Genomic DNA, 21,253 nt, shown 5'->3' with positions numbered 1-21,253 from the left:
CAGCTCTACACCAGCAACACCGCCGCGCCGGCGATTCGGCCGGAACTGAGGTCGGTGAGTGCCCGATCCGCCTCTCCGAGCGGATATTCCGGGGTGGTGACCTCGATGCGATGGCTTCCCGCGAAGTCGAGGAAGGCGCGCGCGTCGGCGCGGGTGTTGGACGTGACCGACCGGACCTGACGCTCCTGGAACAGGTGCCGCTGGTAGTTGAGCGCCGGGATGTCGGACAGGTGGATGCCTGCAATGGCCAGGGTGCCGCCCCGGTCCAGCGCCTCGAGTGCGGGCAGCACCAGGTCACCGACCGGGGCGAACAGGATCGCGGCATCCAGCGGCACCGGCGGGGGGTCGGCGGCGCCCTGGGCCGACGCGGCGCCCAGCGCCAGCGCCAGTTCGCGGGCCTCGGCCCCGCGGGTCATCACGTGCACCTCGGCACCCTGCGCCAACGCGACCTGCGCGGTGATGTGCGCGCTGCCGCCGAAGCCGTAGAGGCCCAGCCGCCCGCCGGACGGCAGCTCGGCGCGCAGCAGGGAACGGTAGCCGATGATGCCGGCACACAGCAGCGGGGCCAGCTCGCTGTCGCTGTAGCCATGGGGCAGATGGTGGGCGAAAGCCGCCGGGACCGTGGCGAACTGGGCGTATCCGCCGTCGGCGTCCCAGCCGGTGTAACGGGACTGCGGGCAGAGGTTTTCGTCGCCGCGCTCGCAGTACTTGCACACCCCGCAGGTGTGGCGCAGCCAGGCGATGCCTACCCGGTCCCCGACGCTGAAGTCGCCGCCAGCTTCGGAGCCCACCTCGAGGACCTCCCCCACCACCTCGTGGCCGGGGGTCACCCGCTCGCGGTGGACGGGCAGGTCGCCCTCGGTGACGTGCAGGTCGGTACGGCAGACTCCGCATGCGCGGACCGCGACCAGCAGCTCGGACGGCGCCGGACGGGGTACGTCGGTGGTGACTCGCTCGAGCGGGCCGGTGTTCATCGGGCCGGGCCGACGCACCTGCCACGCGGTCATCCTCGTGACGGTCACCGCCGCGGCCGACTAGCGCCTACGCACCAGGCCGACGATCCAGAGCAGGATCACCGACCCGAGCAGTGCGGTGAAGAAGGTGTACCACCTGTGGCCCTGAGCCGGATGAAAGCCGATCCACTCCAGCAGCATGCCGCCGATAAATCCGCCGATCACACCGATGACGATGTTCAGCAGGATCCCCGCCCCGCCGCCCTTCACGATCTTGCCGGCGATCCAGCCGGCGAGACCGCCGATGATGATGTAGGCCAGCCAACTCACGGCCGTGGGCGGAGCGAACGCCAGATACTGGGCAGCGGCCATGACATTCAGCACGGTCTCCTCGCAATCTCGAGCCCTCGAGTGTGGCGCTTATGGACCGATTCTAGGATCCCGTCCGCGAGCGTCACACTCGGCGGTGCTACGCCGTTTGGGTCCGGGGCCCCGGCGTCGGCGTGGGGCTGACTTCCCCAGCCGGAGCGGGAGCGGGCGCGGGGGCCGGTGACGGCGCTGCAGGTGCGTTGGGCACGGGTGTCGGCACTTCGTTCGGAGCCGGGGCCGGTACCCCGCCCGGAGCCGGCGCACCACCCGGAGCCGGCGCGACGTTCGGGGCCGGCGCGCCGCCGGGAGCGGGAGCCGGTGCGCCGCCTGGAGCCGGCGCCGGGGCGCCACCCGGAGCGGGAGCCGGAGCCCCGCCCGGCGCGGGAGCCGGGGCGGGAACGCCTCCGGGAGCCGGAGCCCCGCCCGGCGCCGGCGCGCCTCCGGGAGCCGGAGCCCCGGCGGGCGGCGGAGGGGGTACGCCCAGCCCGCGAATCGACTCAGCCAAGGCCTTGGCCGCTCCCTTGTCGACCGGGTCGTTTGCCGTCCCGAGCCAGACCACGAACCACCGCTGCGGCGGTCCGGCGTTGGGTGTGTTGGCCGCGGGCGCACCGACTACGCCGGTCCAGATCTGGCCGTTCGGCTTGCTCGGGTCGGCGAATTTGACCTCGTAGTACGACGCGCTGCCGGACGCCCCGGCGAGCGGGATGGCTTCCTGATTGATCCGCGTGCCGGCGTAGGGCATGAAGAATTCACCCATGTCCGAGCCCAGCCGGACGGCGGCCTTGGGGTTGGTGGCTTCCGCGCTGGCATAGAGCTTCTGGTCCAGCCGCCCTAGCACGATCCGCGTGTCGTTGGCGACCGGTGGTGGCTGCCCGGGCATCGGCGGTTGTCCCGTCGTCTTGCTGAGCAGCGCGGAACCGTAATCGAGGTGGGAGGCGTCGGACTCGACCCAGCCGGGCGGCAGCACGAAGCTGAAGCCGCCGACGGGGTTGTCGATCCGGCCGACGTTCGGGTCCGGCGGCGGCACCGGGTCGCCCGCCGGCGGGGGCGGGGGCACGCCGGGGTCGCCTGGGGGCGGTACGCCCGGCGCGGGCGGCGCGGGGTTGGCGGGCGGCGCGGGGTTGGCCGGCGGCGCGGGGTTGGCGGGCGGCGGCACCCCCGGGGAAGCGGGAGGCGCGGGTACGGGCTCCGGATCGGCGTTCGCGATTGCCGGCAAAGCGATCGTGAAGGCGCTGGCGCTGCTCATCGCGGCGATCGCCAGCGTCGCCCAGAGCCCTTTGCGGCCTGTCGAGTTCGGGTCCACCTCATTCATGGCGACGAACCTACCGTGTTACGGCCGCGAAGCAAGGAAGGCCTGCTGGCGATGCGGTGCGGTGTTCGCGATGTTGCCAATGCGCAACTCACGGATGCCGGTGCCCGTCAGGCGCCGGGTACAGCGTCACCTCGTGGGCCTTGATGCTGAACCAGACCCGCTCGCCCGGCGTCAGCCGCAATTCTGCCGTCGCCTCGACGGTAATCTCAGCGGTCAGGCCGGGTGCGCCGTCGGGTTGCTCCTGGCCGCGCACCAAGACCGCGGACCCATGGGTATCCAGCTCCGCCACGGTCACCTCGACGGTGTTGCGGGGGCTGCCGTGCGGCGGTTCCCGGTACACCGCGACCGACGTGGGGGCGAACACCGCGACCGCCACCCGCCCTTCGGCCAGATCGACGCCGGCCGGCGGGTTCGGCGCACCGTACAGGCGGACCCCGGACCGGGCCTGCAACGACCCGTCCGGGCCGACGGTCCCGGTGACCAGGTTGACGCCCGCGATGCGGGCCCCGAAACGGCTGCGCGGCGCGGCGAGCACCTCGGGGACCGGGCCGATTTCGGCGATCTTGCCGGATTCGAGCACCAGCACCCGATCGGCCAGCGTGAACACGTCGAGCAGGTCGTGCGTAATCAGGACCACCGGGCAGCCGCTGCGGCCGACCACGCGGCGCAGCACCGCGCGGATCGCGGCGGCCGCGGCGACGTCGAGGCCGGTCAGTGGCTCGTCGAGCAGCAGGGCATCGGGTTCCGCGGCCAGCGCCCGGGCGATCGCGACGCGCTGAGCCTGGCCGCCGGACAGCTGGCGCGGCTTGCGGTCGGCCAGCTGCTCGGCGTCCACCTCGCGCAGCCAATCCAGCGTCGTCCGGGACGCCTCGCGAGCACCACGCAACCCGAATGCCACGTTGGCGGCCACACTCAGGTGCGGAAACAGCAGCGGATCCTGCAACAGCAGCCCCACCCGACGGTCGTTGGTCGGCACCGCAACCCCGGCCGCGGTGTCGGTCAGCACGCGGTCCCCCAGCCGCACCAGCCCGGCGTCGGGCCGCACCAGCCCGGCGATCACGTGCAGGGCGGTGGACTTGCCCGCGCCGTTGGGGCCGAGCACGGCGAGCACCTCGCCCGCGGCCACCGAGAACTCCACGTCCAACTGCCGCTCCGCCACGACCGCGCGCAGGTGCAACTGGGTCATCGCGCGTCCGTCCCGGTCAGTCTGCGGGTGCCCAGGCCCAGCACCACCACCGCCGCTACCGCCACCAGCAGGATCGACAACGCCACCGCCGCGTCGGCGTCGCTCACCCGCTGCAGGTAGATCTCCAGCGGCAGGGTACGGGTGACCCCCTGCCGTGACCCGGCGAACGTCAGCGTCGCGCCGAACTCCCCCAGCGACCGCGCGAACGCCAGCACCGCGCCCGACGCCAGGCCCGGCAGCAGCAGCGGCAGGGTGACCCGCCACCAGACCGTGCCGGGGCGCGCACCCAGCGTCGCGGCCACCACTTCATAGTCGGAGCCCGCCGTGCGCACCGCGCCCTCCAGCGAAATCACCAGAAACGGCAGCGACACGAACGTCTGCGCAAGCACCACGGCGGTGGTGCTGAACGCGACGCTGATACCGGCGGCCTCCAGGTACTGCCCGATCAGCCCCAGCCGCCCGAACGCGTAGAGCAGCGCGATGCCCCCCACCACCGGCGGCAGCACCAGCGGCAGCAGGATCAGCGGGCGCAGCAGCCGCACCGCCCGCGATCGGCTGCGGGCCAGCACGAGCGCCATCGGCACCCCCAGCAGCACGCACAGCGCGGTGCTGGCCGCGGCGGTCTTGAGGCTCAGCAGCAGCGCCGTCTGCGACGAGGTGCTGGTGATCAGCGACCAGAAGTGCGGCCAGTCGACCTTGACCGCGATCGCCAGCAGGGGCAACGCGACGAACGCCGTGCCCACGGCGGCGGGGAGATACACCCACCGGGGCAGATCCGTTGGCCGGTGCACGATCCGTCAGGGCTTCGCGAAGCCCGCCCGGGCCAGGATCTGCTGACCCGCCTCGGAGGTGACCATCGCGACGAACTTGCGGGCCAGTACGGCCTGCGGCGCCTTCTTGAGCACCGCGATCGGGTAGACGTTGACCGCGCCGACGGCCTCGGGAAAATTCACCGTCGCCACCTTGTCCCCGGCGCTGCGGGCGTCGGTGACATAGACCAGCGCGGCGTCGGCCTGCCCGGTGGTGACCTTGTTCAGGGCGTCGGTCACGCTCGGTTCCTCGCTGACCGGAGCCAGGTGGACGCCGGTGGAGGCCTCGACGCGATGCGTCGCCGAGCCGCAGGGCACCGGCTGCTGGCAGATGACGACGGAGATCCCCGGCCGGGTGAGGTCGGCGAAGGAGGCGACCTTCTTCGGGTTGCCTGGGGCGGTCACGATGACCAGCGTGTTGGACGCGAAGTTCGTGGGCTCGCCGGCCAGCAGCGCCGCCTTGGCGACTTTGTCCATCTGCGCGGTGTCGGCCGAAGCGAACACGTCCGCGGTGGCGCCCTGGGTCAACCGGGTCGCCAGGTCCGAGGAGCCGCCGAATTCGAATTCGACGCTGCTGCCGGGATTGTCGGTCTTGAACTGCTGACTCAACTGGGTGAAGGCCGGCTTCAGCGACGCCGCCGCGAACACCACGACCGACGACTCCGGGGTCTTGGGTGTGCAGCCCAACAGCCCTGCCACCAGGACCGTCCACAGCAATCCGGCCCGTACCGCGACGCGACGCATTGGGTAAACGTAATCGTTATCCAAATCCTCCGCGCGTCGCGGCGGTGCGGCGTTTCGTCAAATAGCTACTGTCCAGTAACATGTACCGGAGTCGACGCCATAACACGCTGCGATCCCAGGCCATCGGTTCTGCCAGGGTGCTGGGTTCAACGGTGAACACGAGGAGGTCATGGCTGTGGAGGTGCTGGTCACCGGGGGCGACACCGATCTGGGGCGGGTAGTCGCCGAAGGCTTTCGCGAGGACGGTCACAAGGTAACGCTCGTCGGCGCACGTCGCGCCGAACTCGAGGTCGTCGCCAAGGAACTCGACGTGGACGCGATCGTCTGCGACACCATCGACCCGGCCAGCCTCGCCGAGGTTCGCGGGCTGTTCCCGCGGCACCTCGACACCATCGTCCACGTGCCGGCGCCGCGCTATGACGCCGGCGACCCCCGCACCTACACGCTGTCCGACACCGCCAACGCGTGGCGCAACGCGATGGACGCGACGGTGCTCTCGGCCGTGCTGACCGTCCAGGCCGTGGGCGACCACCTGCGGTCCGGCGGCTCGATCATCAGCGTGCTGGCTGAGAACCCGGCCCCCGGCAGCGTCGACGCCTCGATCAAGGCAACGCTGTCGAGTTGGGTCGCCGGCCAGGCGGAGGTTTACGGCACCCGCGGGATCACCGTCAACGCCGTCGCGTGCGGACGCAGCGCGCAACCCGGCTACGACGGTCTGACTCGGACCCCGCCATCCGTCGCCGCCGAGATCGCCCGGCTGTCGCTGTTCCTCACCACCCCCGCGGCGCGCCACATCACCGGCCAGACCATGCACGTCAGCCACGGCGCGCTCGCCCAATTCGCCTGACTCCCAAAGGGCCTGGCTGAACCGCCGGGCGGATCGCTACGGTGGAGGCCGTGGCTATTCAGCTCGGATATCAGATTCCCAATTTCTCCTACGGCACCGGGGTGGAGAAACTCTTCCCGACGGTGATCGCGCAGGCGCGTGAGGCCGAATCGGCCGGATTCGATTCGGTGTTCGTGATGGACCACTTCTACCAACTGCCCATGCTGGGGTCGCCCGACCAGCCGATGCTCGAGGCATACACCGCCCTGGGTGCGCTGGCCACCGCGACCGAACGCGTGCAACTGGGCACCCTGGTGACCGGCAACACCTATCGGAACCCGACGCTGCTGGCCAAGGCCGTCACCACGCTGGACGTGGTGAGCCAGGGTCGGGCGATCCTGGGCATCGGCACCGGCTGGTTTCAGCTCGAGCACGAGCAGCTGGGCTTCGAGTTCGGCACCTTCACCGACCGCTTCAATCGGCTGGGCGAGGCGCTCGAGATCATCCTGCCGATGCTCAAGGGCGAGCGACCGACCTTCTCGGGCTCCTGGTACCACACCAAAGAGGCGCTGGCCAACCCGCGCTTTCGCGAGCACATTCCGCTGATGATCGGCGGCAGCGGCGAGAAGAAGACCATCCCGCTCGCGGCCCGCCACTTCGACCACCTCAACGTGATCACGGGGTTCGACGAGCTGCCGCGCAAGATGAAGGTCGTGCAGCAGTCCTGCGAGGAAATCGACCGCGACCCGGCCACGCTGGAGACCAGCATGCTGATCACGGTGCTGCTCGACGAGAACGTCAAGCCCGACCAGGTTCCCGCCGAGATGACCCAGCGCATGGTGGCGGGCAGCGCCGAATCCGTCGCTGACCAGATCAAGACAAAGGTGATCGACGCGGGAATCAATGGCGTGATCATCAACATGCCCTTCTACACACCGGGCATCGTCAGCGCCGCCGGTGAGGCGCTGTCGCCGTTGGTTGGCCTGTAGCGGGGGCCACCCGCCGGCGTCGATGTGGCTGATCGCACACGCTCACGCCTGGGTTCTGGGGATCGGTTTGACTACGCTGGATTGTTGGAATAGCTAACTGAAGTCCCACGTCAAACGAGCCTCGTCAGGAGCAGCGGTTCCATGAACCCCAAGCCAGAAAACCCAGTTGAGCCCAAGCGCCGGCATCGCGTGGTGATCATCGGGTCGGGGTTCGGCGGACTCAATGCGGCAAAGAAACTCAAGCGCGCCGACGTCGACATCAAGCTCATCGCCCGCACCACCCACCACCTGTTCCAGCCGTTGCTGTACCAGGTGGCCACGGGCATCATCTCCGAGGGTGAGATCGCCCCGCCAACCCGTGTGGTGCTGCGCAACCAGCGCAACGTGCAGGTGCTGCTCGGCAACGTCACGCACATCGACCTGGACAACCAGACCGTCGTCTCCGAGCTGCTCGGGCATAGCTACGACACCCCTTACGACAGCCTGATCATCGCGGCCGGCGCCGGCCAGTCCTATTTCGGCAACGATCATTTCGCCGAATTCGCGCCCGGCATGAAGTCGATCGACGACGCGCTGGAGCTGCGTGGCCGCATCCTGAGCGCTTTCGAGCAGGCCGAACGCTCGAACGACCCGGAGCGGCGCAAGAAGCTGCTCACCTTCGTCGTGGTCGGTGCCGGCCCCACCGGCGTCGAGATGGCCGGCCAGATCGCCGAATTGGCCGAATACACCCTGAAGGGCGCGTTCCGGCACATCGACTCCACCAAGGCCCGGGTAGTCCTGCTCGACGCGGCACCCGCCGTGCTGCCGCCATTCGGGGACAAGCTCGGTCAGCGCGCGGCGGCGCGGCTGGAGAAGCTGGGAGTCGAGATCCAGCTGGGCGCCATGGTCACCGACGTCGACCGCAACGGCATCACTGTCAAGGATTCCGACGGCACCGAGCGGCGCATCGAATCGGCGTGCAAGGTGTGGTCCGCCGGCGTGCAGGCCAGTCGGCTGGGTCGGGACCTCGCCGAGCAGTCCGCGGTGGAACTCGACCGGTCCGGCCGGGTCCAGGTGCTGCCCGACCTGTCCATCCCCGGTCACCCCAACGTGTTCGTCGTCGGCGACATGGCCGCGGTGGAGGGCGTGCCCGGGGTCGCCCAGGGCGCCATCCAGGGTGCCAAATACGTCGCGACGACGATCAAATCCGAGCTCGCCGGGGCGAACCCGGCCGAGCGTGAGCCGTTCCAGTACTTCGACAAGGGCTCGATGGCCACCGTGTCGCGGTTCTCGGCGGTCGCCAAGATCGGGCCGCTGGAGTTCAGCGGCTTCATCGCGTGGCTGATCTGGCTGGTGCTGCACCTGGTGTACCTGATCGGCTTCAAGACCAAGATCACCACGCTGCTGTCCTGGACGGTGACGTTCCTCAGCACCCGCCGCGCCCAGCTGACCATCACCGATCAGCAGGCCTTCGCGCGAACCCGGCTCGAACAGCTGGCCGAGCTCGCCGCCGAGGCGCACGGTTCGGCGGTGACCCAAAAAGTGGCCAGTTAGTCCGCTTCGAGATTCTGTAGCCGCACCTGCCCGCGCGCGACGACGCGCTCGTCCCCGTCGGTGATGGTGACCAGCCACAGCTGCTGGCGCCTGCCCCGGTGGATCGGCTCGGCCTTGCCGAACACGGTCCCCGCGCTGATGGACCGCAAAAAGTCCGTGTTGTTGTTGACGCCGACGACGTGGCCGCCGCCGCGGGTGGCCAGCCACGTGTAGGCGGCCACGCTGGCCATGCTCTCGATGATCGAGCAGTAGACACCGCCGTGCACCAGGCCCATCGGCTGCAACAACTGCGGCGTGACCTCGAGTTGGGCGCGCGCGCCGTCGGGCGTCAGTTCGGTGAACCGCAGCCCCAGCACGCCGTCGAATGACGAGGTGTAATCCGACGAGATGGTCTGGTCCGATGTCACGTTCATGTGTCTACACCATCACCGGCGAAGGCCGTGTTACCAGGCCAAATAAACAGGCGAGCCCCGTGCAACGTAGGCACGGGGCTCGCCGATCGAGTAGACCGGGGGTCGCTGCAGCCCTCAGGACTCCCGCTCGGTCATTGTTTGCTCGACCGGATTCAGCATAGGCAAGGCTGCCCTAATTTCGCAAGAGTTTATTGGGTAGTGTTGTGGGCGTGTCGCGGTCCAAGGCCCCGGATGGGGCGCTGTTACGTGTGTCACAGAACTGCCCAGGCAACGGCGTAGCCAGTGACTTACGCCGACAGACCGGGCCCCGCCCGGCTTCGGATACGACCGCCGGTAGTAAGCCGGAGTACGCTTTATCCAAGGCTGATGGAGATGATCGAAATATGGCCAAGCTGACTCGGCTGGGGGACCTGGAACGCACGGTGATGGATCACCTGTGGTCCAGCCCGGAACCCCAGACCGTCCGCCAGGTGCACGAGGCGCTGTCCGCACGGCGCGACCTCGCGTACACCACCGTGATGACGGTGCTGCAACGCTTGGCGAAGAAGAATCTTGTCTCGCAGATTCGTGACGACCGGGCGCACCGGTACGCCCCCGTGCACGGCCGTGACGAACTGGTCGCGGGTCTGATGGTCGATGCCCTGGCCCAGGCCCAGGACTCCGGGGACAGGCAGGCCGCGCTGGTGCACTTCGTCGAACGGGTGGGGGCCGACGAGGCCGACGCTCTTCGCCGGGCACTCGCGGAACTGGAAGCAAATCAACGCAATACGCCATCTGCTGGCGCGACTGCGGAGGACTAAGGGAGACTAGCAGCGTGTCTGCGCTGGCCTTCACCATCCTTGCGGTGCTGCTGGTCGGTCCGATACCGGCACTGTTAGCCCGCTCGAAATGGCCGCTGCGCGCACCACGCGCCGCCATGGTGCTGTGGCAAGCGATCGCGCTGGCCGCGGTGCTGTCGGCATTCAGCGCCGGAATCGCGATCGCCAGCCGGCTGCTGATGCCCGGTCCCGACGGGCGGCCCACCGCCACAGTCGCGGACGCCGAGGGCCGGCTCGGGTGGCCGCTGTGGACGGCCTACATGGCGGTTCTCGCCCTGACGGTGCTGGTGGGTGTGCGATTGGCGGTCGCCGTCGTGCGGGTCGCCATCGCGACCAGGCGCCGCCGCGCCCACCACCGCATGGTGGTCGATCTCGTCGGGGTGGGACACGGCTCGGCGCTGGGCCAGCCCTGCACCCGCACCCGCGACCTGCGCGTCCTGGACGTGGCCCAACCGCTCGCCTACTGCCTGCCCGGCGTGCGCAGCCGGGTCGTGGTCAGCGAGGGGGCGTTGAACACGCTCAGCGATGCCGAAGTCGCCGCCATCCTCACCCACGAGCGGGCCCACCTGCGCGCGCGCCACGACCTGGTGCTGGAAGCGTTCACGGCCGTGCACGCGGCCTTCCCGCGGCTGGTCCGCAGCACCAGCGCGCTGAGCTCGGTGCAACTGCTGGTCGAGTTGTTGGCCGACGACGCCGCGGTGCGCGCCGCGGGCCGCGCTCCCCTGGCCCGGGCGCTGGTCGCCTGCGCCTCCGGGTGGGCGCCGTCGGGCGCGCTCGCCGCCGGTGGGCCCAGCACGGTGCTGCGGGTGCGAAGGCTGTCCGGGCGGGGCAACAGCCTGGCGCTGTCGGCGGCCGCTTACCTGGCCGCGGCCGCCGTCCTGGTGGTGCCCACGATCGCGCTGGCGGTGCCGTGGCTTACCGAACTGCAGCGGCTGTTCGGCATCTAGCGTCACAGCGACACACCTTGCGGTGTCGACCCCGGCTCACCTGTGCCACAGTGTGTCTGACCGGATCCGCCGACAAGGCCACGAGGCCATACCGAAAGGCAGGACATGAGCTCGTCGGAAACGAAGACTGCCCACCAGGCCGGCCAAGCCCAGATCGGCGTCACGGGTCTGGCCGTGATGGGTTCCAACCTCGCGCGGAACTTCGCGCGTCACGGCTATACCGTGGCGCTGCACAACCGCTCGGTCGCCAAGACCGACGCGCTGCTGAAAGAGCATGGCTCCGACGGCGACTTCGTCCGCAGTGAAACGATCCCCGAATTCCTTGCGGCACTGGAAAAGCCGCGCCGGGTGATCATCATGGTCAAGGCCGGCGACCCCACCGACGCCGTGATCAACGAGCTCGCCGACGCGATGGAGGAAGGCGACATCATCATCGACGGCGGCAACGCGCTGTACACCGACACCATTCGTCGGGAGAAGGCGATGCGCGAGCGCGGCCTGCACTTCGTCGGCGCCGGGATCTCCGGCGGCGAGGAAGGCGCGCTGAACGGGCCGTCGATCATGCCGGGCGGCCCGGCCGAGTCGTACGAGTCGCTGGGTCCGCTGCTCGAGGAGATCTCCGCGCACGTCGACGGCGTGCCCTGCTGCACGCACATCGGGCCCGACGGCGCCGGGCACTTCGTCAAGATGGTGCACAACGGCATCGAGTACTCCGACATGCAGTTGATCGGCGAGGCCTACCAGTTGCTGCGCGACGGCCTCGGCAAATCCGCGGGAGAGATCGCCGACGTGTTCGACGAGTGGAACTCCGGCGACCTGGACAGCTTCCTGGTCGAGATCACCGCGCAGGTGCTGCGGCAGAAGGACGCCAAGACCGGCAAGCCGCTGGTGGACGTCATCGTCGACGAGGCCGAGCAGAAGGGCACCGGCCGCTGGACGGTGAAGTCGGCGCTGGACCTCGGGGTGCCGGTGACGGGCATCGCCGAGGCGGTGTTCGCCCGCGCGCTGTCGGGTTCGGTGCCCCAGCGCAAGGCGACCACCGGCCTGGCGTCGGGCGACCTCGGCGCCAAGCCGTCGGACGGCAAGCAGTTCACCGAGGACGTCCGGCAGGCGCTGTATGCGTCGAAGATCATCGCGTACGCGCAGGGCTTCAACCAGATTCAGGCGGGCAGCGCCGAATACGACTGGGACATCACGCCCGGGGACCTCGCGACCATCTGGCGCGGCGGCTGCATCATCCGGGCCAAATTCCTCAACCGCATCAAAGAGGCCTACGACGAGGACGCGGATCTGCCGTCGCTAATCGTGGCGCCCTACTTCCGCAGCGCGATCGAGGCCGCCATCGACAGCTGGCGCCGCGTCGTGGTGACGGCCACCCAACTGGGTATCCCGATTCCAGGATTCTCGTCGGCGCTGTCCTACTACGACGGCCTGCGCACCGAACGGCTGCCCGCCGCGCTCACCCAGGGGTTGCGGGACTTCTTCGGCGCGCACACCTACGGTCGCATCGACGAGGACCCGGGCAAGAAGTTCCACACCCTGTGGAGCGGAGACCGCAGCGAAGTGCCGGCCTGACGGGGCCGCCGAAGGATGCAATGAAATTCCTCAACGGGCATCGGCCCGCGTACGACCTGACCTACAACGACGTCTTTATCGTGCCGAACCGCTCCGACGTCGCGTCGCGGTTCGACGTCGACCTGTCGACGGCCGACGGCTCGGGCACCACGATTCCCGTGGTGGTCGCCAACATGACCGCGGTCGCCGGGCGCCGGATGGCCGAGACGATCGCGCGCCGCGGCGGCCTCGTGATCCTGCCGCAGGACCTGCCTATCGACGCGGTGCAGCAGACGGTCGACTTCGTCAAGAGCCGTGACCTGGTGCTGGACACCCCGGTGACGCTGACCGCCGACGACTCGGTGTCCGACGCGATGGCGCTGATCCACAAGCGGGCGCACGGCGTCGCGGTGGTGCTCTTCGAGGGCCGCCCGATCGGGTTGGTGCGGGAGTCGTCCTGCGTCGGGGTGGACCGCTTCGCCCGGGTGCGCGACGTCGCGGTCAGCGACTTCGTCACGGCCCCGGCGGGCACCGAGCCGCGCAAGATCTTCGACCTGCTCGAGCACGCGCCGATCGACGTCGCGGTCCTGACGCACCCCGACGGCACCCTGGCCGGGGTGCTCACCCGCACCGGGGCGATCCGCACCGGCATCTACACCCCCGCCACCGACGCCCGGGGCCGCCTGCGAATCGGCGCGGCCGTCGGCATCAATGGCGACGTGGGCGGCAAGGCCCGGGCGCTGGCCGAGGCCGGGGTCGACGTGCTGGTCATCGACACCGCGCATGGGCACCAGGTCAAGACGCTCGACGCGATCAAGGCCGTCGCGTCCCTGGACCTGGGCGTGCCGCTGGCGGCGGGCAACGTGGTGTCGGCCGAGGGCACCCGCGACCTGCTGGGCGCCGGGGCGAGCATCGTCAAGGTCGGCGTCGGCCCGGGCGCCATGTGCACCACCCGGATGATGACCGGCGTCGGCCGGCCGCAGTTCTCTTCCGTGCTCGAATGCGCCGATGCGGCAAGGGAACTCGGCGGTCACGTGTGGGCGGACGGCGGCATCCGGCATCCGCGGGACGTGGCGCTGGCGCTGGCCGCCGGGGCGTCGAACGTGATGATCGGATCATGGTTCGCCGGCACCTACGAGTCCCCCGGCGACCTGATGCGCGACCGCGAGAACCAGCCCTACAAGGAGAGCTACGGCATGGCCTCCAAGCGGGCGGTGGTCGCCCGCAGCGGCGCGGACAGCCCGTTCGACCGCGCCCGCAAGGCGTTGTTCGAGGAAGGCATCTCGACGTCGCGGATGGGCCTGGACCCCAACCGCGGCGGCGTCGAGGACCTGATCGACCACATCACCTCCGGCGTACGCAGCACCTGCACCTACGTCGGTGCCGCGACCCTGGCGGAGCTACACGAGCGCGCCGTCGTGGGGGTGCAGTCCGCGGCCGGCTTCGCCGAGGGGCACCCGCTTCCCACCGGCTGGTGATTGCCGTCCGCTGCCCGGCGGACGTGTTCGCTACCATGTGAACTCAAGTCGCCAGCAACGCGCTGCGCGGGCCGCAATTGTCGAGAAGCGAAAGGCATGACGTGCCACAGGCACCCTTCGGGGCTGGGCCGTGAACGCCTCCGCCGCTGTCGGCAGCGTGCTGGCCATCGGGCTGCTGATCTTCGGGACGGCGGTGTTCGTCGCGGCCGAATTCTCGCTGACCGCGCTGGACCGCAGCACGGTCGAGGCCAACGCCCGCAAGGGCGGCCGCAGCGACCGGTTCATCCAGCGCGCGCAGCACAAGCTGTCGTTTCAGCTGTCCGGCGCCCAGCTGGGTATCTCGATCACCACGCTGGTCACCGGTTACCTGACCGAGCCGATGATGGCCAACCTGCCGCATCCCTGGTTGGACGCTCTCGGGGTGTCGGACCCGATGGCCGACGCGATCACCGCGTTCATGGCGTTGGTGATCGTCACGTCGGTGTCGATGGTGTTCGGCGAGCTGGTGCCCAAATACCTCGCGGTAGCGCGCCCGTTGCGGACGGCCCGCGCGGTAGTCGGGGTGCAGTTGGCGTTCTCGCTGCTGTTCACCCCCGCGATCCGGTTGACGAACGGGGCCGCGAACTGGATCGTCCGCAAACTTGGCATCGAGCCGGCCGAGGAGCTGCGGTCGGCCCGCTCGCCGCAGGAGCTGCTGTCGCTGGTGCAGACCTCGGCCCGCAGCGGTTCGCTCGATCCAGCGACGGCCTCGCTGGTGCGGCGGTCGCTGCAGTTCGGCACCCTGACGGCCGAGGAGCTGATGACGCCGCGGTCCAAGATCGTGGCGCTGCACACCGACGACACGATCGCCGACCTGATTGTTGCCGCCGCGGAGTCCGGGTTCTCCCGCTTCCCGATCATCGACGGTGACCTCGACGAGACGGTCGGCATGGTGCACGTCAAGCAGGTATTCGACGTCGCGCCCGCCGATCGGGCGCGCACGGCGGTGACCACGCTGGCCAGGCCGGTGACGGTGGTGCCCTCCACGCTGGACGGCGACGCGGTGATGGCGGAGATCCGTGCCGACGCCCTGCAGACCGCGCTGGTGGTCGACGAGTACGGCGGCACCGCGGGCATGGTGACCCTCGAAGACCTGGTCGAAGAGATCGTCGGCGACGTCCGCGACGAGCACGACGACGCGACGCCGGACGTGGTGGCCGCCGGCAACGGGTGGCGGGTGTCGGGCCTGCTGCGCATCGACGAGGTGTCCGCCGCCACCGGGTACCGGGCGCCGGAGGGACCGTACGAGACGATCGGCGGGCTGGTGCTGCGCGAGCTCGGCCACATCCCGGGGGCGGGCGAAACCGTCGAGGTGCCGGCGCTGGACGCGGACGGCCTGACGGACGATTCGGTGCGCTGGCAGGCGACGGTGGTACAGATGGACGGCCGCCGGATCGACCTCCTCGAGTTGACCGAGCTGGCCCACCAACCCGGCGCTCATCCTTCCGGATCGGGACCGCGGCGATGATCCACGAGGTGCTCAAACTGGTGCTGGCGGTCGTGCTGATCGCCGCCAACGCCTTCTTCGTCGGGGCGGAGTTCTCGCTGATCTCGGCCCGTCGCGACCGCCTGGAGGCCCTGGCGGAACAGGGCCGGGCCAGCGCGATCACCGTGATCCGCGCCGGCGAGCGGCTGTCGTCGATGCTGGCCGGCGCGCAGCTCGGCGTCACCGTCGCGTCGCTGCTGCTGGGCCGCATCGGTGAGTCGGCGGTCGCCGGCCTGCTGCGCGACTCGCTGGAGCTGACCAGCATGCCGCCGGCGCTGGTGCACACCGTCTCGTTCGTGGTGGCGCTGGCCCTGGTGGTGACGCTGCACGTGCTGCTGGGCGAGATGGTGCCGAAGAACATCGCACTGGCCGGCCCGGAGCGCACGGCGATGCTGTTGGTTCCGCCCTACCTGGTCTACGTGCGGGCGGTCCGGCCGGTGATCAGGTTCTACAACTGGTGCGCGAACGCGGTGCTGCGCGCGGTCCGGGTGCAGCCCAAGGACGAGATCGACAGCACCGTCTCCACGGTCGAGCTGTCCGAGATGATCGCGGAATCGGTGTCCGAGGGGCTGCTGGACCAGGAGGAACACACCCGGTTGACCCGGGCACTGCGGATCCGCACCCGGGTGGTCGCCGACGTCGCGCGCCCGCTCGCCGACATCCGCGCGGTGCCGGTCGCGAGCGCGGGCAGCGGCCCGACCGTCGGCGCCGTAGAGCAGGCCCTGGCCCAGACCGGCTACTCCCGGTTCCCGGTCGTCGGCGCCGACGGCGAGTTCATCGGCTACCTGCACATCAAGGACGTGCTGACGCTGGGCGACGACCCGCACACCGTGATCGACCCGGGGCGGGTGCGCCCGCTGCCGCGCGTGCAGCGGTCGCTGCCGCTGGCCGACGCGCTGTCGCGGATGCGTCGCAACAACAGCCACCTGGCGCTGGTGACCGATGGGAACGGCGCGCAGGCTCAGGTGGTCGGGATGGTGGCGATGGAAGACCTGGTGGAGGACTTGGTCGGCGCGATGCGCGAGCGCTGACCTGCGGGTGAGACCGTATGATCTGTGCGGCTGTGGGTACCCCCAGGGAACTGGAGACCCCGGCTACAGCGTTGCCAGCAGAGGACTTCAGCCGTAGCCGTCCGGCCGTCGGCGAAGCTGTCAGCGCGGCGTGACCTGCAGTTGCGGGTCGGCCGGATACGCTCGTCGGGCTACTGGTCGGTAGTCTGGCGACATACCAAATCAGGCCCAGGTGGCGCCGGGTTGGAACACCAGCAGGGCTTTTATGGAGGAGAACCATGACTGAACGCGTGGCTGATCGTGTCACCACGGGCAACTTGCGCGTCGCCCGGGTGCTCTACGATTTCGTGAACAACGAGGCCCTGCCCGGCACCGGCATCGATCCGGACAGCTTCTGGGCCGGCGTCGACAAGGTCGTCACCGACCTCACCCCGCAGAACCAGGATTTGCTGAACCGCCGCGACGAGTTGCAGGCCCAGATCGACCGCTGGCACAAGCAGCGGGTCATCGCGCCGCTGGACCAAGCGGCCTACCGCGAATTCCTCACCGAGATCGGTTACCTGCAGCCCGAACCGGACGACTTCACGATCACCACGTCCGGCGTCGACGACGAGATCACCACCACGGCCGGCCCGCAGCTGGTGGTGCCTGTGCTCAACGCGCGGTTCGCGCTGAACGCCGCCAACGCCCGCTGGGGCTCCCTCTACGACGCGCTCTACGGCACCGACGTCATTCCCGAGGACGACGGTGCGGAGAAGGGCTCCGGCTACAACAAGGTCCGCGGCGACAAGGTGATCGCCTACGCGCGCAACTTCCTCGACCAGGCCACTCCGCTGGCGTCGGGCTCCTGGACCGACGCGACCGGTTTGAGCATCGTCGACGGGCAGCTGAAGGTCGAGCTTGGCGGTGACGCCGGCACAGAGTCGACCGGCCTGGCCGACCCGGAGAAGTTCGTCGGGTACTCCGGCGAGCTCGGCGCCCCCAGCTGGTCGGTGCTGCTGGTGAACAACGGCCTGCACATCGAGATCCAGATCGACCCGGAGTCGCCGATCGGCAAGACCGACGCGGCCGGCATCAAGGACGTGATCCTGGAGTCCGCGATCACCACGATCATGGACTTCGAGGACTCGGTGGCCGCGGTGGACGCCGACGACAAGGTGCTCGGCTACCGCAACTGGCTGGGCCTGAACCGGGGTGACCTGGCCGAAGAGGTCGCCAAGGGCGGCGAGACGTTCACCCGCACGCTCAATCCCGACCGCACCTACACCACCCCCGACGGCTCCGGGGAGCTGACGCTGCCCGGCCGCAGCCTGCTGTTCGTCCGCAACGTCGGGCACCTGATGACCAACGACGCGATCGTGGACAGCGAAGGAAACGAGCTTCCGGAGGGCATCCAGGACGCGCTGTTCACCGGCCTGACGGCCATCCACGGGCTCAAGGCCGGCGACGACAACGGTCCGCTGGTGAACAGCCGCACCGGCTCGGTCTACATCGTGAAGCCCAAGATGCACGGGCCCGAAGAGGTCGCGTTCACCTGCGAGCTGTTCAGCCGCGTCGAGGACGTCCTGGGCCTGCCGCAGGCCACCCTCAAGGTCGGCATCATGGACGAGGAGCGTCGCACCACGGTCAACCTGAAGGCGTGCATCAAGGCCGCCGCCGACCGGGTGGTGTTCATCAACACCGGATTCCTGGACCGCACCGGCGACGAGATCCACACCTCGATGGAGGCCGGCCCGATGATCCGCAAGGGTGCGATGAAGAGCACCACGTGGATCAAGGCCTACGAAGATGCCAACGTCGACACCGGCCTGGCCGCGGGCTTCGCCGGAAAGGCGCAGATCGGCAAGGGCATGTGGGCGATGACCGAGCTGATGGCCGACATGGTCGAGCAGAAGATCGGCCAGCCCAAGGCCGGTGCCACCACCGCCTGGGTGCCGTCGCCGACGGCGGCCACGCTGCACGCGATGCACTACCACCAGGTGGACGTGTTTGCGGTGCAGAAGGAGCTCGAGGGCAAGACCCGAACCACCATCGACGAGCTGCTGACGGTTCCGCTGGCCAAGGAGCTGGCCTGGGCGCCGGAGGAGATCCGCGAGGAGGTGGACAACAACTGTCAGTCCATCCTCGGCTACGTGGTGCGCTGGATCGACCAGGGCGTCGGCTGCTCCAAGGTGCCCGACATCCACAACGTGGCGCTCATGGAGGACCGCGCCACGCTGCGGATCTCGAGCCAGCTGCTGGCCAACTGGCTGCGTCACGGCGTGATCACCGCCGAGGACGTCCGGGCCAGCCTGGAGCGGATGGCCCCGCTGGTGGACGAGCAGAACACCGGTGACTCGGCCTATCTGCCGATGGCGCCGAATTTCGACGACAGCATCGCCTTCCTGGCCGCTCAGGAGCTGATTCTGGAAGGCGGGCAACAGCCCAACGGTTACACCGAGCCGATCCTGCATCGCCGTCGTCGGGAATTCAAGGCACGCGCCGGTGCGTGATTTCCGCCTGACCAGCGGAGACACTGCACGTATGAGACGGCCTCGACCGAAGGGACGCGTACACCGGTATGGGTAGGCACAGCTTGCCGGACGACCCGGAAGATGCCGCCGACGAGCCGTCGGAGGGGTCTTTCGGCGACGATCCGTACCGGGACGACTACGAGCGCTACGACGACCTGGGAGGTATGGACGGCCCAGACGACGCCGATGAGGTGGCCGCGGGTCGGCACAGCGGCCAGACGGCGGAGCCGTCGGCGACCGAGCCGCATGAGACGACGTTCGACGACGACGTGTGGTCCGACGACTACGACGACGCGGACGAGGATCAGCCCCTGGTCTGGGAGACGCGTCCGGCGGCCGCCGAGGCCTATACCGAGGAGGCCTACACCGAGGAGGCCTACCCCGGTGGAGACGACGTGGCACCCGCCGCGGCCGACGAGTATCCGGACTTTCCGCCGCGACAGGCCGGTCCGCCGACGCTGACCCCGCCGCCGCCCGCGCAGCCCCCGCCGCCGCTGTACACCGCGGGCCACCGGGAAGCCGGCGAGTGGCGTGGCGGCCACCGCAGCGCAGGCGGCAGGCGGGGCGTCAGCATCGGGGTGATCGTGGCGCTCGTCGCGGTCGTCGCGGTGGTGGGCGTGTGGATCCTGTGGAACTTTGTCGGCGACGCGCTGTCGCACCGCTCGCACAGCGCGGCGGCCCGCTGCGTGGGCGGCAAGGAGACGGTCGCCGTCATCGCCGACCCGACGATCGCCGATCAGGTGCGGGAGTTGGCCGACAACTACAACTCGACGGCGGGGCCGGTCGGCGACCACTGCATGTCGGTGAGCGTCAAGCCCGCTGACTCCGACACGGTGCTCAGCGGCTTCGCCGGCAAGTGGCCGTCGAACCTGGGCGGTCAGCCGGCGCTATGGATTCCGGGCAGCTCGATCTCGGCGGCCCGACTCGTCGCGGCGTCCGGGCAGAAGATCGTCAGCGACAGCCGTTCCCTGGTGACCTCGCCGGTGCTGCTCGCGGTCCGACCCGAACTGCAGAAGGCCCTCGGCAATCAGAACTGGGCCGCGCTGCCCGGCCTGCAGACCAACCCGAACTCGCTGGCCGGCGTGAACATGCCGACCTGGGGATCGCTGAAACTTGCCCTGCCCAGCGGCGGTAACGGCGACGCCACGCTGCTGGCCGGGGAGGCGGTGGCCGCCGCATCGGTGCCCGCGGGCGCCCCGCCCACCCAGGGCACCGGCGCCGTGCGCACCCTGATCGGCGCGCAACCGAAGCTGTCGGACGCCTCCCTCGGTGAGGCGATGAACGCGCTGCTCAACTCGGGTGACGCGGCGGGCGCGCCGGTGCATGCCGTGATCACCACCGAACAGCAGGTGTTCGCGCGTGGCCAGTCGCTGTCGGACGCCAAGAACAAGTTGGCGGCGTGGCTGCCGCCCGGTCCGGTGGCGCTGGCCGACTATCCCACCGTGCTGCTCAGCGGCTCATGGCTGTCGCGCGAACAGACCGAGGCCGCCAGCGCGTTCGCCCGGTTCATGCAGAAGCCCGAACAGCTGTCCAAGCTGGCGAAGGCGGGGTTTCGCGTCAACAACGTCAAACCCCCGAGCAGCCCGGTCACCAGCTTCCCCAACCTGCCCGCGGCGCTGGCGGTGGGCGACGATGCCACCCGCGCGAACCTGGCCAACGCGCTGAGTTCGCCGTCGGCCGCGGTGGCGGCGACCATCATGCTCGACCAGTCGCTGCCCAACGACGACGCCGGAAAAACGCGGCTGGCCAACGTGGTGGCGGCGCTCAGCGACAGGATCAAGGCGATGCCGCCGAGTTCGATCGTGGGCCTGTGGACTTTCGACGGTCACGAGGGCCGGTCCGAGGTGGCCGCGGGACCGCTCGCCGACCAGGTCAACGGCCAACCCCGCTCGGCGGCGCTCACAGCCGCCCTGGACAAGCAGTATTCGTCCAACGGCGGCGCGGTGTCGTTCACCACGCTGCGGATGATCTATCAGGAGATGCTCGCGGGTTACCGTGCCGGCCAGACGAATTCGATACTGGTGATCACCGCTGGGCCGCACACCGACCAGACCCTCGACGGGCCGGGGCTGCAGGAGTTCATCCGCGGGGCGACCGACAAAGCCAAGCCGATCGCGGTCAACGTCATCGACTTCGGCGGCGACCCGGACCGGGCGACGTGGGAGGCGGTGGCCCAGCTCAGCGGCGGCAGCTACCGCAACCTGGCCACGTCGGCCTCCCCCGACCTGGCCGCCGCGGTGAACACGTTCCTCAGCTAACCCTGTCTGCGCGCGG

At 69.6% G+C, this 21,253-nt stretch carries 18 protein-coding genes; 11 read left to right on the top strand and 7 right to left on the bottom strand.

Annotation, left to right across the window (positions count from 1 at the left end; all coding sequences use genetic code 11):
* Positions 1 to 5: 5 nt before the first annotated feature.
* The 6 genes from AC5Y5V_RS14320 to modA all read right to left on the bottom strand — a co-directional run bounded on the left by AC5Y5V_RS14320 (position 6) and on the right by modA (position 5,373).
* Complete coding sequence (locus AC5Y5V_RS14320) at positions 6 to 1,007, bottom strand: zinc-binding alcohol dehydrogenase family protein (RefSeq protein ID WP_499936073.1); 1,002 nt, start codon at positions 1,005 to 1,007, stop codon at positions 6 to 8.
* 27 nt (positions 1,008 to 1,034) lie between these two features.
* Positions 1,035 to 1,334 carry a GlsB/YeaQ/YmgE family stress response membrane protein gene (locus AC5Y5V_RS14315; protein WP_499936436.1) on the bottom strand — a complete coding sequence of 100 codons (300 nt, stop codon included), beginning with the start codon at positions 1,332 to 1,334 and terminating at the stop codon, positions 1,035 to 1,037.
* Between the two features lie 88 nt (positions 1,335 to 1,422).
* A complete protein-coding gene (locus AC5Y5V_RS14310; protein ID WP_499936071.1) occupies positions 1,423 to 2,634 on the bottom strand; it encodes an alanine and proline-rich secreted protein Apa in 1,212 nt (403 codons plus the stop codon).
* A gap of 88 nt (positions 2,635 to 2,722) precedes the next feature.
* Positions 2,723 to 3,820: a sulfate/molybdate ABC transporter ATP-binding protein gene (locus AC5Y5V_RS14305; protein ID WP_499936069.1), complete on the bottom strand. Its 1,098-nt coding sequence runs from the start codon at positions 3,818 to 3,820 to the stop codon at positions 2,723 to 2,725.
* Complete coding sequence (locus AC5Y5V_RS14300) at positions 3,817 to 4,611, bottom strand: ABC transporter permease (protein ID WP_499936066.1); 795 nt, start codon at positions 4,609 to 4,611, stop codon at positions 3,817 to 3,819. Before AC5Y5V_RS14300 ends, AC5Y5V_RS14305 begins: the two co-directional genes overlap by 4 nt.
* 6 nt (positions 4,612 to 4,617) lie before the next feature.
* A complete protein-coding gene (gene modA, locus AC5Y5V_RS14295; protein WP_499936064.1) occupies positions 4,618 to 5,373 on the bottom strand; it encodes a molybdate ABC transporter substrate-binding protein in 756 nt (251 codons plus the stop codon).
* A 169-nt stretch (positions 5,374 to 5,542) separates the two neighbouring features.
* On the opposite strand from modA, the gene AC5Y5V_RS14290 reads away from it, so the two are divergent.
* The 3 genes from AC5Y5V_RS14290 to AC5Y5V_RS14280 all read left to right on the top strand — a co-directional run bounded on the left by AC5Y5V_RS14290 (position 5,543) and on the right by AC5Y5V_RS14280 (position 8,721).
* On the top strand, positions 5,543 to 6,220 hold the full coding sequence (locus AC5Y5V_RS14290; RefSeq protein ID WP_499936062.1) for an SDR family oxidoreductase: 678 nt from the start codon (positions 5,543 to 5,545) through the stop codon (positions 6,218 to 6,220).
* A gap of 50 nt (positions 6,221 to 6,270) precedes the next feature.
* The gene (locus AC5Y5V_RS14285) at positions 6,271 to 7,188 is read left to right on the top strand and encodes an LLM class F420-dependent oxidoreductase (protein ID WP_499936060.1); all 918 of its coding nucleotides are present in this window, start codon (positions 6,271 to 6,273) and stop codon (positions 7,186 to 7,188) included.
* Positions 7,189 to 7,329: 141 nt separating this feature from the next.
* Positions 7,330 to 8,721, top strand: coding sequence for an NAD(P)/FAD-dependent oxidoreductase (locus tag AC5Y5V_RS14280; protein ID WP_499936058.1), 1,392 nt, complete (start codon positions 7,330 to 7,332; stop codon positions 8,719 to 8,721).
* Here AC5Y5V_RS14280 and AC5Y5V_RS14275 read toward each other — a convergent pair.
* On the bottom strand, positions 8,718 to 9,134 hold the full coding sequence (locus AC5Y5V_RS14275) for a PaaI family thioesterase (protein WP_499936056.1): 417 nt from the start codon (positions 9,132 to 9,134) through the stop codon (positions 8,718 to 8,720). The genes AC5Y5V_RS14280 and AC5Y5V_RS14275 overlap by 4 nt on opposite strands.
* Before the next feature lie 383 nt (positions 9,135 to 9,517).
* On the opposite strand from AC5Y5V_RS14275, the gene AC5Y5V_RS14270 reads away from it, so the two are divergent.
* The 8 genes from AC5Y5V_RS14270 to AC5Y5V_RS14235 all read left to right on the top strand — a co-directional run bounded on the left by AC5Y5V_RS14270 (position 9,518) and on the right by AC5Y5V_RS14235 (position 21,237).
* Entirely contained in the window at positions 9,518 to 9,934 is a 417-nt protein-coding gene (locus AC5Y5V_RS14270; protein WP_499936053.1) for a BlaI/MecI/CopY family transcriptional regulator, read from the top strand.
* Positions 9,935 to 9,948: 14 nt separating this feature from the next.
* Positions 9,949 to 10,899, top strand: a complete 951-nt coding sequence (locus AC5Y5V_RS14265; protein ID WP_499936051.1) for a M56 family metallopeptidase — start codon at positions 9,949 to 9,951, stop codon at positions 10,897 to 10,899.
* A 105-nt stretch (positions 10,900 to 11,004) separates the two neighbouring features.
* Positions 11,005 to 12,474 (top strand): NADP-dependent phosphogluconate dehydrogenase, encoded by a 1,470-nt coding sequence (gene gnd / locus AC5Y5V_RS14260; RefSeq protein WP_499936049.1) that lies wholly within the window; start codon positions 11,005 to 11,007, stop codon positions 12,472 to 12,474.
* A 20-nt stretch (positions 12,475 to 12,494) separates the two neighbouring features.
* Positions 12,495 to 13,931: a GuaB1 family IMP dehydrogenase-related protein gene (locus AC5Y5V_RS14255; RefSeq protein WP_499936046.1), complete on the top strand. Its 1,437-nt coding sequence runs from the start codon at positions 12,495 to 12,497 to the stop codon at positions 13,929 to 13,931.
* A gap of 130 nt (positions 13,932 to 14,061) precedes the next feature.
* Positions 14,062 to 15,438 carry a hemolysin family protein gene (locus AC5Y5V_RS14250; RefSeq protein ID WP_499936043.1) on the top strand — a complete coding sequence of 459 codons (1,377 nt, stop codon included), beginning with the start codon at positions 14,062 to 14,064 and terminating at the stop codon, positions 15,436 to 15,438.
* Positions 15,435 to 16,487: a hemolysin family protein gene (locus AC5Y5V_RS14245; protein WP_499936039.1), complete on the top strand. Its 1,053-nt coding sequence runs from the start codon at positions 15,435 to 15,437 to the stop codon at positions 16,485 to 16,487. The genes AC5Y5V_RS14250 and AC5Y5V_RS14245 overlap by 4 nt, the downstream gene beginning before the upstream one ends.
* Positions 16,488 to 16,756: 269 nt before the next feature.
* The gene (locus AC5Y5V_RS14240; protein WP_499936434.1) at positions 16,757 to 18,958 is read left to right on the top strand and encodes a malate synthase G; all 2,202 of its coding nucleotides are present in this window, start codon (positions 16,757 to 16,759) and stop codon (positions 18,956 to 18,958) included.
* 68 nt (positions 18,959 to 19,026) lie between these two features.
* Positions 19,027 to 21,237 (top strand): substrate-binding domain-containing protein, encoded by a 2,211-nt coding sequence (locus AC5Y5V_RS14235; RefSeq protein ID WP_499936036.1) that lies wholly within the window; start codon positions 19,027 to 19,029, stop codon positions 21,235 to 21,237.
* Positions 21,238 to 21,253 lie beyond the last annotated feature (16 nt).

This window comes from Mycobacterium sp. NGS68 (assembly GCF_059812195.1).
The sequence above is the reverse complement of the archived record's forward strand: the minus strand, read 5'-3'. Positions and strand labels throughout refer to the sequence as shown.